The sequence below is a fragment of the Pseudooceanicola profundus genome (assembly GCF_054919315.1).
This window is the reverse complement of sequence record NZ_CM142898.1, coordinates 383821-395906: the sequence shown is the minus strand read 5'-3', so window position 1 is coordinate 395906 and position 12086 is coordinate 383821. Positions and strand designations below refer to the sequence as shown.

Below are 12086 nucleotides of genomic sequence, written 5' to 3'. Positions count from 1 at the left end.
GCGGCTTTCTATCTAGGCGCCGCGTCTGGACGGTGCAACCCGCCGAGCGCTGCCCCCGTTCCGTGCGCGTTTTGCCTCCGCCCCCGTCCAAGGGGCCCGGGAGGGCGGCGTCGGGCAGGGCTGGCGCCGGGTGTGAACGCTGAAATTTGCATCACATGTAACCGAAACTTCGCAAAACGGCAGTCAGCCTGTCTTGAAATTGCCGAGCCTTGAAATAATATTGCGTCCGCACGGCGGAATGATAAAAGAACCGCAAACTGGAGAGTGACTGATGGCAGGCGCACGCCTAGACCCGATCGACCGCAAGATCCTTGATGAACTGCAGGCCGACGGGCGCATGACCAACGTCGAACTGGCGAAACGGGTGGGCATTTCCGCGCCGCCCTGCCTGCGGCGTGTCCGCACGCTGGAAGAGGCCGGGTTCATCAAGGGCTACCACGCCAATGTCGACGCCCGTGAACTGGGCTTCGAGGTGCAGGTCTTCGCCAGCGTCGGGCTGCAGAGCCAGGCCGAGGCCGACCTGAACGCCTTCGAGGAGCGCTGCCGCGGCTGGTCGCTGGTCCGCGAGTGCCACATGCTCAACGGCGAGGTGGATTTCATCCTGAAGTGCGTCGCTCCCGACCTGAGCACCTTCCAGAGCTTCCTGACCGAACAGCTGACCTCTGCGCCGAACGTGGCCAGCGTGAAGACCTCGCTGGTGATCCGCTGCGCCAAGGACGAACCCGGCGTTCCTTTCGACGTGCTCGAGGAGCGCCTCAGCCGCAGCGCCTGACGGCGCCGCCGCGACCGGAGGACGTCAGGCCGCGTCCTCCAGCGCCTCAAGCTGGGCGCGGCTCATCCGGGGATGGGCCAGCAGGCCGAATTCCGACGGATCGCTGATATGCGGGAAGAGGGCAAGGAACAGCGCAAGCGCGTTGGGCCCCATGGTGCTTTCGATCCCGTAGCCGGGGTGGAAGCTTTCGAAGCGCAGGCCGCCGGCGCGGATCGTCGCGTGTTTCGGCAGGCAGAGGTGGTACATGTCCACCGGATGCAGCGGCGCGATCTCCACCACGGTTTCGCCATCGGTCATCTGCGACACGGGCGTATAGACCTGCGCGGCCCCGCCATCGCCGTTGAGGACGGAGGGACGATGCAGCATCCGCGCACCGGGGCCCACCAGCAGGTCGACCGAGGGGCGGCCGACGCCGTGGCTGTCGAGCGGCAGGCGGGACAGGCGGGCCTGCGCCGGGTCGGGCAGGGGCATGCCCGGCTCCAGCGTCATGTGGCCGATCCACTGCACGGGCTGCGGGCCGAATTCCTCGGTCTCCACCAGATCGCCGGGGCGCAGGTCCTCGATCGCGCGGCGCCCGGTGGGCGTGGCGATCAGCGTGCCGCGGGCAAAGCCGTTGAAGGCGGATTCAAACCGCGCATTCGCCGGGGCGATGAGGTCCTTGAAGACGGTGTTGCCCTCGCGGTCGAGACTTTCGATCTCGTAGCGGCGGGTGATCAGCCGGGGACGGCTGGGCATGGGCAGCACAGGGGCGGTCGCGCCAAAGGGCGCGGCAAAAGGAATCGACATGACAGAACCATTTCTCGGCAGTCACGAATGCGCTGGCCCCCACCAGCAGCAACAGACGGACATCTGTTTCGCTTTCGTCGAGAAATAGCCGCAATTTCGACACGTTGTCAAAAAGTCGTGGCAATTGTGCAGGTTGGGGAAATTCCCATGCGGCGCAACCGGGGATTGTTCCGGGGTTCTACTGCAATGCGCCACAATTCGGCCACTATTGGGCCGAATCAATGCCGCCTCCCTGTCATGGCCCCGTCACAGACAACCGTCTGCGCGGGGCTGCGATCCGGTTGGCCGGACGGGCGGCTCGGGCGCGGCCACAATTGCGTCGCAATCTGGCCGCGCGCCGCTGGTCAGCTGTCAGGCGGCGGCCTTCTTCAGCGTGGTCTTGCGGCGCAGGGCCACGGTCTTGCGGTTCTCGCGGCTGAAGGGCAGCGCGGGCGCGTCCTTCTTCGCTTCAGCGATCACCGATTTCATCCAACGCTTCTGGCTCTTCATGATCCAGCCTCCAAAATGTCTACCCTACGGCGCGTCTGTCGGCGCCGGTGGAACAGGAATGACGGCCAAAGGAGGCGCCCTTGGGGCCGAAAAGGAGGATTACCGGGGATTTAATTCGACCCGCTGGCGGCGGGAATGGGGCAGGGGGGCCGGAATGGGGCCGAATGGGGCAGCTGTCTTGGGGCAGGAGACGGCCCGTTGCAGGCCCCTGCCGGGGGGCTGCGGGGGATCAGAGCCGGATCGTGGAGATCAGGCGGCCATAATCGGCCTCCTTCCGGTGCGTCGTGCGCCGGTAGGAGAAGAAGCGATCCGGGTCGGAATAGGTGCAGTGGCGAATCCACTCCGCCTCGCCCACCCCCGCAGTGCGCAGGCAGTGCAGGCCGAAGGCGGGCAGGTCGAAGAGGTAGCGGTCGCCCTCGCCGTTGATGAAGAAGCGCATGTACTCTGGGTCTTCGGCCATGAAATCCTCGAGGAATTCCGGCCCGACCTCATAGGCCTTCTGGCTGATGGTGGGGCCGATGGCGGCCCTGATCCGTCCGCGCTCGGCGCCGAGGGCGACCATGGCATCGACGACCGAGGTCAGCACCCCGCCGAGCGCCCCGCGCCAGCCCGCATGGGCCGCGCCGATCACGCCGGCCTCTGCATCGGCCAACAGCACGGGCTGGCAGTCCGCGGTCAGGATCGTCAGCACCACGCCGGGGGTGGCGGTGACAAGGGCATCGGCTCTGGGCTTCTCCGCCGAGGGGGCCTCGATGATGACGGTTTCGGCGGAATGGATCTGATGCACGCCCGCGAGGGCTTCGATCGGGGCATCCATGGCGGCGGCCACCCGGGCGCGGTTGATGCAGACGATCTCCGACTGGTCGGAGGAGCCGGTGCCGCAGTTCAGCCCCGCGAAGATGCCGGAGGAGGCCCCGCCCTTGCGGGTGAAGAACCCATGCTGCACCGGCTGCAGAATCGGGGAGGTCAGGATTTCGAGGGTCATGCCTGTGCTCCTGCTGGCTCCAGCCCCGGGGGCGGTTGTGCCCCTTTCGGGAAGAGAGCCATCACTTTGAACAACGTTCCCATTTCATCCGGGTGGGTCAAGCGGCGATGTGCGGCAATATGGCTGACGCGTTGAACTCCGCTCAACCGCTCGGCAAGTGCCTGCGCGCGGGCGGTGATCCCCAGACGTTCGAGGAAGACGCCCTGCGTGGTCAACAGCGTATGGGCGGCAGGGGCGGCGGCGCGGGCCAGCGGCTCGAAGTCGACATGGGCCGTCAGGTCGGCGTTGCCGGGGGCCGCGAAGGGATCGGTGCTCTCGTGCTGGCGCAGGGCCTGAAGCGTATCGCCGAGGGAGCGCCAATCGCCGTAATCCACGATCAGTGCCGCGCCGCCACGGGCCGCGATCCGCGCGCCGATCTGGCCCGCGATGAGGGCACCGGCGGGGCAGGTCTCGACCAGATCGCCATCCCTTGTGTCTTCGTCGCGGCCCTCGGGGCCGGGGCCCGCGGGGGCGAGGCCCGGCACCAGCCGGTCGCCCTCGGCGCCGACATGGACCTCGCGCCAGCCATCGCCCGCGCGGCGGTACTGGCGGATCGGCAGCGCGTCGAAGAACTCGTTCGCGATCAGGAAGAGCGGCAGGTCGGGCAGGTCCTCGACCCGCTCGACCCAGGTCGCCTGCGCGCCTTTCAGGCGGCTGGCCTGCTGGTCGCGCAGGGCGGGGGAGGCCTCGACGAGATGGAGGCGCAGCGCCTCGTGGAAGCCCGGGACGGCGCGGGTCGCGCGCAGCAGGTCTGCCATCAGCGTGCCGCGTCCCGGGCCCAGTTCGGCAAGGCAAAAGGGCGCGGGCATCCCCTGATCGACCCAGCATTGCGCCAGCGCCAGCCCCAGCAGCTCGCCGAACATCTGGCTGATCTCGGGGGCGGTGGTGAAATCCCCCGCCGTGCCCAGAGGGTCGCGGGTGGTGTAGTAGCCATGCTGCGGGTGGAGCAGGCATTCGGCCATGTAATCGGAGAGCCGCATCGGCCCCTCCGCCGCGATCCGGGCGAGGATATGGTCCTTCAGCGCCGTCATTTCGCGGGCCGCGTCAGGGCATAGAGCACGAACCCCGCCCCGATCAGCACCATCGGCAGCGAGAGCAGTTGGCCCATGGTCAGCCCGATCGTCTCGGTGATCCGCAGCACGTGGCCATAGGGGTTGTCGGCGGTGATGAACTGCTGGTCGGCGAGGCGGAAGAACTCGACGATGAAGCGCGCCACGCCATAGCCGCCGACAAAGAGGCCGAGGGTCAGCCCGGGCCGTTTCAGGGCGCGCATGCGGTAGGCCGCGAGGATCAGGATCAGCGCCAGCACCAGCCCTTCGAGCGCGGCCTCGTAGAGTTGCGAGGGGTGGCGGGCGCAGAGCCCGTCCACGATCCCCACGGGGCCTGCGCAGTCCTGCGCGGCCGCGCCGGGGAAGATCACGCCCCAGGGCGCATCGGTCGGGCGGCCCCAGAGCTCGCCGTTGATGAAATTCGCGATCCGGCCCAGCATCAGACCCAGCGGTGCGGCGAGTGCCAGACCGTCCGCCATGGAGAGCATCGGGATCCTATGGCGGCGGCAGAAGATCGCCGTGGCGATCACCACGCCGAGGAACCCGCCGTGGAACGCCATGCCGCCCTGCCAGATGCGCAGGATTTCCAGCGGGTGGGTCAGGTAATAGGCCGGCTGATAGAAGAGCACGAAGCCGAGCCGCCCGCCCACCACGATGCCGAGGATCAGCCAGGTCAGCAGTTCCTCCAGCTGAGCGCGGGTCAGGGGCGCCGTCTCCGCGGGCCAGAGCCTCGCGCGGGCGATGGCATCGCGCAGCAGGGCCCAGCCCAGCAGGATGCCCACGAGGTAGGCCATGGCGTACCACCTGAGGGCGAACTCGAACCCACCGAGGGAGATCGAGAAGATCTCGGGCGAGATGTCGGGGAAGGGCAGGGCGAACGCCTGAAGAGAGGGCAGCATCATGCGGTCTTCTTTCACTCGGCCCCGCGTGAAGTCAACGGGGGCTTTCATCCTTGTGAGCGCGGCACGCCCGGCCCATATAGGGGGCAAAGGTAACGCCGGAGAGACCCATGCAGACCCGCTCGAAATTCTTTGACGACATGTCGCAACTGATGACCAACGCCATGGGCGTGGCTCAGGGGGCCAAGGACGAGGCCGAGACCGCGTTCAACTCGATGATCGACCGCTGGCTGGCGGATCGCGATCTGGTGACGCGCGAGGAATTCGACGCCGTGAAGGCCATGGCGCTGAAGGCCCGCGAGGAGAACGCCGCGCTCAAGGCCCGGCTCGACGCGCTGGAGACGAAGGGCTGAGCGATCGGCTTTTCGCTATGCGTGACGAAGGCCCCCGGTTGGGGGCCTTTTTGCTTTTCTGGGGGCGGTTGCCGGTTGCGGCCCGTCTGTTGTGCTTGGGCTTTGGGCTTTGACCATACGCACTTCCACTCCCGCGCCCGTCAGCCGCCTGCTTGATCTGCTGCTAAGGCGACGGATGCCGCCGGTGTTCGCAGGCCCTCCACAGGGCCGACGACCACCACCCGCGCGGGACAAGGCCGCAGGCCGCCGCGCATCGCCGGCGCGCCCCCTCGCGGCGGCGATCTGGTGAGGCTTGGCGGTACCTTGTGAGGGAGGGACGAGCTTAGCTGACATAAAGTGCTCGCCAGAAAGCTCCGGATCGCCTCCGCGCGCGCCGGCGATGCGCGGCTTCGTGGCAGGCGGTGAGGGCGAAGCGGCGGGAGTTGGCGGGGCTTGGGGGGGGGCGACGTCGCTCGTGCCGAAGGGCCCAACGGTGCCAGAAACGGGATCGGGACCAGCGCCCCCGGGCCAGCGGCGCCCTGTCGGCTGGCGGAGGCGCCTCCATGATCTTCTGCGCCCCGCGCCCATGAGCAACGCCCGCAAGCGAGGCCCATGAAAAAGGCCCCGTCAGGGGCCTCTTCCTTATCTCGAGACGACCGCGGTCTTACGACTTCGCGGCCTTCTTCGGCGCCGGTTTCGCGGGCACCTCTATATTTATTTCGAGGCTCGACACGTCCTCGCCTTTCTCCATCCGGATCTCGACCGCGTCGCTGTCGATCTCCATGTGGCGGCGGATCACCTCGAGGATGTCGCGCTGCAACGCCGGCAGGTAGTCGGGCGAACTGCCGCCCGAACGTTCATGGGCCAGAAGGATTTGCAGCCGTTCCTTCGCGGCGCGGGCGGAGTTGGCCTTGCGCGGCCAGGGGATCAGGCCGAACGTCTTCATGTCGCCCGCCCGAACAGCCGCCCGATGAAGCCCGGCTTGCGCTCGCTCTCGATCTTGATCTCGAGTTCCTCGCCATCGAGACGGGCCACCGCGCTCTCGTAGGCGCGGCTGGCGGCGGAGGGCTCGTCCAGCACGACGGGCACGCCGAGGTTCGACGCCCGCAGGACGGCCTGGCTCTCCGGCACGATGCCGAGAAGCGGCACCGCGAGAATGTCGAGCACGTCCTCCACGGTCATCATCTCGCCGTTCTCGACCCGGGTGGCGTCGTAGCGGGTCAGCAGGACCTGCGCCTTGATGCCTTCGCCGTTCTCGGCCTTGGCGGTCTTGCTGTTGAGCAGCCCCAGCACCCGGTCGCTGTCACGCACGGAGGAGACCTCGGGGTTGGTCACGATCACGGCCTCGTCGGCGTAATACATCGCCAGATGCGCGCCGCGCTCGATGCCTGCCGGGCTGTCGCAGATGATGTAGTCGAAGTCCTCGCGCAGCTCGTCGAGCACCTTCTTCACGCCTTCCTGCGTCAGCGCGTCCTTGTCGCGGGTCTGCGACGTGGGCAGGATCGACAGGTTGTCGAGCCGCTTGTCCCGGATCAGCGCCTGCTTCAGCTTGGCGTCGCCCTGGATCACGTTGATGAAGTCGAAGACCACCCGGCGCTCGCAGCCCATGATCATGTCGAGGTTCCGCAGGCCGACGTCGAAGTCGATGACCACGGTCTTGTGGCCCCGTTTCGCGAGCGCTGCACTGATCGCCCCGGCCGAGGTGGTCTTGCCGACCCCGCCCTTGCCCGAGGTGATCACGATCACCTTGCTGTTTCCGCGTTCCTCTTTCACCGTTTGCTCCTAGCTGTATCCGTGTCCGTTCCGCCCACCGGCTCGACGTGGAGGCTTTCGCCCTCCAGCCGGACCATCACGCTGCAATGGCGCAGCGCATCCCCAATGTTGTCGCTGGTGCGGTAGAGACCGGCGATCGCCAGCAGTTCCGCATCGAGGTCGTGGCAGAAGATTCGCGCGTTCTGGTCCCCGTGGACCCCGGCCATGGCGCGCCCGCGCAGGCGGCCATAGACATGGATGTTGCCCGCCGCGATCAACTCGGCACCCGAGCTGACCGGCCCGATCACGATCAGGTCGCCGCGATCCGCCATCACCGTCTGCCCCGAGCGCACCGGGCGTTCGATCACGAGGTTGTCGGGCGGCAGAAGCCGCTTGGGATCGCGCCCTGCCGGGCTGCGCCGGTCGCGCGAGGGCAGGGGGGCGTCGCGCCCCAGCGAGATGCGGATGAGCCCCGCCGCCTCGGCGGCCGCGACCTGTTCGTCGGTGGCGTTGAACACCCCGAAGGCCGACAGGCGGCGCTGTCGCAATTCACGCAGGATGGCACGGAAATCGGCGTTGCTGGCGATCTCGGGCGCCTTGCCCATGTCGAGCACCAGCGGGGCGTTTTCGAAGAAATGGGGGGTCTGGCGCAGCTTCTCGTCGAGCGCGTCCCAGAAGGCCGCGTCGGGCAGCCCGCCGGCGGGCTGTAGCGAGACGGCGGTCAGGAACCGCCCCCGGATCTGGAAGGGTCTGACGTCGGTCACGGCGCCGCCCTGACGGGCGTCGGTCTGAAACACCTGTTCACTGTTGCTCCTGCTCGGTCGTCTCCGGCGGATTGGCTCCGCCCGTTGGTATCGGCCTCTTGGCCCTTGCGCGGGGGAGTCGCATCCCCCGGTCGTGCGCCATTACGCGCCCGCGCGGGTCTCCGTCCAACAGATGTGATCGTCAAGCCATCGGCTCGGCAGAAAGGCGCTTCTTCACGCGTGGTCATGCGCGGGGCGCCGCCGGAACGCCGCGCGTAACGGCGCGGACTGCCTGCGTTTCGGGACGACGCGACGGGCGGCGGAGACGGCTGAACCGCGGGCATCTGGCAATGTCTGGGGAACACCAATGGCAGCCCGTAGGGGAATCGAACCCCTCTTTCCAGGTTGAAAACCTGGCGTCCTAACCGATAGACGAACGGGCCGCTCTTGGCGTGAGCGGTCTTCTATGAGAGCCGGCAGACATGCGCAAGAGGGAAGATGCGGCGGGATTGAAATTTCGCATCCCGGTGACGCAAGGACATGGCGGACGCGCTCGGACGGGGTCGTCTGGCGGTGCGTGACGTCGGGGTCTCGCCCCCGGACGCATAGACGGGGACCATTGCGGTCAGGGCCGATCCGCCCGCCTTGGAGGAGCCGCGAGTCAGGCGCTTCAGGTGGTGGGGCGCAGGCCCGAACGATGTGCCGCGTGATCCGGTGTCTCGCTCAAGGTGACCCATGGCCCGCACGCGGGTGCGCAGGGTTGCAGGAGGATCGGATGAAAGGCGGGGCCGGGGGCAGACCGAGCGGGGACGTCCCCGTGACCCTGCGGGTAAGAGCGGATCAGAGGGCAGAACGAAGGCTCGCCGCCGGTGCGCAAATTCAGATCATGTCGGGGAAAAGTGGCAGCCCGTAGGGGAATCGAACCCCTCTTTCCAGGTTGAAAACCTGGCGTCCTAACCGATAGACGAACGGGCCACTCTTGGTGTGGGGCGGTGTTTAGGCAAAGCCGCGATCCGGCGCAAGGGGGAGAATGCGGTTTTCGCAGAAAATTCCCCACGACCTAGCGGCAACGCGAGCGGCGCCGAAAATCCAAGGAAATCCAGTTGTTTACGAAGGCTGTCAGCCCTCGGAGGCCGGGGCTGCATCGTCGAGGCGCATCTGAACCGACTGCCGCCCGCCCCAATCGTTGATCTCGATCTTCCCGGCGAGGTGGAATCGCCGCCCGTTGTGCCCTTCCAGTGCCGGCCCCAGCGGTCCATCGAAGGCGCCGAAGCAGATCGCGTCGAGCCGCGCGCCCATGCCGTCGCCGAATCCGATCTTCAGGTGGCTCTCGCCCACCCGCTTGGCAAAGCTGATCTTCACGTCCGGGAAGGCAAAGCGCGGCGCCGGGGCACCCTGTCCATAGGGGCCCGCCTGTTCCAGCTGCTGCACCAGTTCCACGGTGGCGGCGCCGGGCATCAGCAGGGCGTCGACGCGCAGGTCGGCCGGGCCTGCCTCGCCTGCGCCCTGTTTCGCCAGAAGCTCGGCCAAGCGCGCCATGGCGGGCTCCAGCTGGTCACGGGCCACGGTCAGGCCCGCGGCCATCTTGTGCCCGCCGCCCTTGATCAGCAGCCCCTCGGCGGCCAGCTTCTGGATCGAGGCGCCAAGGTCCACACCGGCGATGGAACGGCCCGAGCCCTTGCCCTCGTCCCCGTCGAGGCCGATCACCACGGCGGGGCGGTTGGTGGCCTCCTTGAGCCGCGAGGCGACGATGCCGACGACGCCGGGGTGCCAGCCTTCGCCCGCCGCCCAGACCAGCGGCGCGTCGAGGCCGCGTTCCTCGGCCTGTTCCATGGCCACGTCGCGGACGCGGTTCTCGATCTCGCGCCGCTCGCGGTTGAGCTGGTCCAGCCGTTCGGCCAGGGCCGCGGCCTCGTGCGGGTCGGTGGTGGCCAGCAGCCGTGCGCCGATGTCGGCCTTGCCGATCCGCCCGCCCGCGTTGACCCGCGGCCCCAGCAGGAAGCCAAGGTGATAGGAATTGGGCATGGCGTTCATCTTGGCCACGTCGGCCAGCGCCGCCAGCCCCACGCGGTCGCGCCGCGCCATGACCTTCAGGCCCTGCCGCACCAGCGCCCGGTTCACGCCGATCAGCGGCGCCACGTCGGCCACGGTGCCAAGCGCCACGAGGTCGAGCATCGCCATCAGGTCGGGGCCCTTTGCGCCCTCGTCGCGCATCTGGCGGTTGGCCTCCACCAGCATGAGGAAGACCACGGCGGCGGCGCAGAGATGCGCGAGCGCCCCGTCCTCGTCCTGCCGGTTCGGGTTCACGCAGGCCACGCAGTCGGGCAGGGTCTCGCCGCCGAGGTGGTGGTCGAGGATGACCACGTCACAGCCCGCCGCCGCCACCGGCTCGTGGGATAGCGTGCCACAGTCGACGCAGACGATCAGGTCATGGCGGCGGCCAAGCTCCTGCATGGCGGGCACGTTGGGGCCATAGCCCTCGTCGATCCGGTCGGGGATATAGAGCGTGGCCTCGCGGCCCATCTGGCGCAGCCAGTCGATCAGCAGCGCGGCCGAGGTGCCGCCGTCCACGTCGTAATCGGCAAAGACCGCGATCCGCTGGCGCTTCTTCACGGCAGCGAGGAAGCGCGCGGCGGCCTTTTCCATGTCGCGCAGCGACCGGGGATCGGGCAGCAGGGTGCCCAGCCTGGGCTCGAGGAAGGCTGCGGCCTCCTCGGGCGGCACGCCGCGCCGCGCCAGCACCTGGCACAGCGGGCGGGGCAGGGCGGTGACCTGCTCCATCGCCTCGGCCATGCGGTCCACCTCGGCCCCCGGGCCGACCCAGCGGCGGCCCGTGAGCGAGGCGGAGATGCCGAGGAAATCCGACAAACCGGGCCTCAGACCTGTTCGATCCGCAGGGTGACCGGGCCCGAGACCACCACGCCGGTGGCCTGCATCGCCTCGATCGCGCGGTCGAGATCGTTGCGCAGGCACTTGTGGGTCACGATCAGCACCGGGGCGCAGGCGTTGTCATGATCGTACTGGCGCAGCCGGTGGATCGAGATGCCCTCGCTGCCAAGCGCGGTGGCCACCTTGGCGAGCGCGCCGGGTTTGTCCTGCAGCATCATGCGCAGGTAGTAGGGCGCGGCCGAAACCGAGCGTGCGGGCGTGGCGGCCTCCAGCGAGGTCGCGGGCTGGCCGAAGACCGGCAGGCGGAAGCCGCGCGCGATGTCGCAGATGTCGGACAGCACGGCCGAGGCGGTCGGCCCCTCGCCGGCGCCGGCGCCGCGCAGGACGATCTGGCCCACGGCGTCGCCTTCCAGCACCACCATGTTGGTGCCGCCTTCCAGCTGCCCCAGCGGCGAGGAGGCGGGCACGAGGCAGGGCGCCATGCGCTGTTCCAGCCCGCGGCCGGTCTTGCGGCTCACCCCCAGCAGCTTGATGCGATAGCCCATGTCGGCGGCCTGACGGATGTCGTCGATGGTGATCTCGCCGATGCCTTCCAACTCCATGTCGTCAAAGGCAACCTGCGTGCCATAGGCGACCGAGGCGAGGATCGCCAGCTTGTGGCCCGCGTCGATGCCGCCCACGTCAAGCTCGGGATCGGCCTCCAGGTAGCCCAGCTGGCGGGCCTCCTCGAAGACGTCCTCGTAGGGCAGGCCCGCGCTTTCCATCCGGGTCAGGATGTAGTTGCAGGTGCCGTTCATGACGCCCATGACGCGGGTGATCTCGTTCCCGGCCAGCCCTTCGAGCAGCGATTTCACGACGGGGATACCACCGGCGACGGCGGCCTCGTAGCGGATCACGCGGCCTTCGGCCTCGGCCAGCTCGGCCAGGGCCTGACCGTTCACGGCCAGCATCGCCTTGTTCGCGGTGACCACGTCCTTGCCGGCCTTCAGGGCGGCCTCGGTCGCGGCCTTGGCGGGGCCGTCGGCGCCGCCCATGAGCTCGACGAAAATGTCGACGTCGTCGCGCGTGGCGAGCTTCACGGGATCGTCTTCCCAGGCGTAACCCGCGAGGGAGACGCCACGGTCCTTGTCGCGGGTGCGGGCGGAGACGGCGGTGATGACGATCTCGCGGCCCGTGCGGGCGGTCAGCATGGCGGCCTGCCGGCGGATAATGCGGACGACGCCAACGCCCACGGTGCCGAGGCCGGCGATCCCGAGGCGGAGCGGTGCGGCGGTCTGGCTCATGCTGTTCTCCCGATGTTCAGAGTGCGGTTTCGCCGGGGATAATCGGTTCGGGGGCGGCGTGCAACGCG

The 12086-nt window shown here is 68.4% G+C and carries 12 protein-coding genes and 2 tRNA genes; 2 read left to right on the top strand and 12 right to left on the bottom strand.

The window, feature by feature from the left end; all coding sequences use genetic code 11:
• Nucleotides 1–271: 271 nt before the first annotated feature.
• Entirely contained in the window at nt 272–772 is a 501-nt protein-coding gene (locus ACX9MO_RS01820; RefSeq protein WP_222492766.1) for an Lrp/AsnC family transcriptional regulator, read from the top strand.
• A 24-nt stretch (nt 773–796) separates the two neighbouring features.
• On the opposite strand, the gene ACX9MO_RS01815 is transcribed toward ACX9MO_RS01820, so the two are convergent.
• The 5 genes from ACX9MO_RS01815 to lgt form a co-directional block, all read right to left on the bottom strand.
• Nucleotides 797–1558: a Hint domain-containing protein gene (locus ACX9MO_RS01815; RefSeq protein WP_222492768.1), complete on the bottom strand. Its 762-nt coding sequence runs from the start codon at nt 1556–1558 to the stop codon at nt 797–799.
• A gap of 351 nt (nt 1559–1909) precedes the next feature.
• Complete coding sequence (locus tag ACX9MO_RS01810) at nt 1910–2047, bottom strand: hypothetical protein (protein WP_222492770.1); 138 nt, start codon at nt 2045–2047, stop codon at nt 1910–1912.
• Between the two features lie 229 nt (nt 2048–2276).
• On the bottom strand, nt 2277–3032 hold the full coding sequence (pgeF, locus tag ACX9MO_RS01805) for a peptidoglycan editing factor PgeF (protein WP_462213331.1): 756 nt from the start codon (nt 3030–3032) through the stop codon (nt 2277–2279).
• Nucleotides 3029–4102, bottom strand: a complete 1074-nt coding sequence (locus tag ACX9MO_RS01800) for a class I SAM-dependent methyltransferase (RefSeq protein ID WP_462213330.1) — start codon at nt 4100–4102, stop codon at nt 3029–3031. Before ACX9MO_RS01800 ends, pgeF begins: the two co-directional genes overlap by 4 nt.
• Nucleotides 4099–5022 carry a prolipoprotein diacylglyceryl transferase gene (gene lgt / locus ACX9MO_RS01795; RefSeq protein ID WP_462213329.1) on the bottom strand — a complete coding sequence of 308 codons (924 nt, stop codon included), beginning with the start codon at nt 5020–5022 and terminating at the stop codon, nt 4099–4101. Before lgt ends, ACX9MO_RS01800 begins: the two co-directional genes overlap by 4 nt.
• Nucleotides 5023–5129: 107 nt before the next feature.
• On the opposite strand from lgt, the gene ACX9MO_RS01790 reads away from it, so the two are divergent.
• Nucleotides 5130–5372, top strand: coding sequence for an accessory factor UbiK family protein (locus ACX9MO_RS01790; protein ID WP_222492776.1), 243 nt, complete (start codon nt 5130–5132; stop codon nt 5370–5372).
• Nucleotides 5373–6015: 643 nt separating this feature from the next.
• Here the strand turns inward: ACX9MO_RS01790 and minE are convergent.
• From minE to ACX9MO_RS01755, 7 genes are all read right to left on the bottom strand, one after another.
• Nucleotides 6016–6297 carry a cell division topological specificity factor MinE gene (gene minE / locus ACX9MO_RS01785; protein WP_462213328.1) on the bottom strand — a complete coding sequence of 94 codons (282 nt, stop codon included), beginning with the start codon at nt 6295–6297 and terminating at the stop codon, nt 6016–6018.
• Nucleotides 6294–7124, bottom strand: coding sequence for a septum site-determining protein MinD (minD, locus tag ACX9MO_RS01780; RefSeq protein WP_222492780.1), 831 nt, complete (start codon nt 7122–7124; stop codon nt 6294–6296). The genes minE and minD overlap by 4 nt, the downstream gene beginning before the upstream one ends.
• Nucleotides 7121–7900, bottom strand: coding sequence for a septum site-determining protein MinC (minC, locus tag ACX9MO_RS01775; RefSeq protein WP_462213327.1), 780 nt, complete (start codon nt 7898–7900; stop codon nt 7121–7123). The genes minD and minC overlap by 4 nt, the downstream gene beginning before the upstream one ends.
• 314 nt (nt 7901–8214) lie before the next feature.
• Nucleotides 8215–8289: transfer RNA gene (locus ACX9MO_RS01770), tRNA-Glu, on the bottom strand.
• A gap of 457 nt (nt 8290–8746) precedes the next feature.
• Nucleotides 8747–8821 (bottom strand) — tRNA-Glu (locus ACX9MO_RS01765).
• Nucleotides 8822–8965: 144 nt separating this feature from the next.
• Nucleotides 8966–10714 (bottom strand): single-stranded-DNA-specific exonuclease RecJ, encoded by a 1749-nt coding sequence (recJ, locus tag ACX9MO_RS01760; protein WP_462213326.1) that lies wholly within the window; start codon nt 10712–10714, stop codon nt 8966–8968.
• Between the two features lie 8 nt (nt 10715–10722).
• Nucleotides 10723–12018, bottom strand: coding sequence for a homoserine dehydrogenase (locus ACX9MO_RS01755; RefSeq protein WP_462213325.1), 1296 nt, complete (start codon nt 12016–12018; stop codon nt 10723–10725).
• Nucleotides 12019–12086 lie beyond the last annotated feature (68 nt).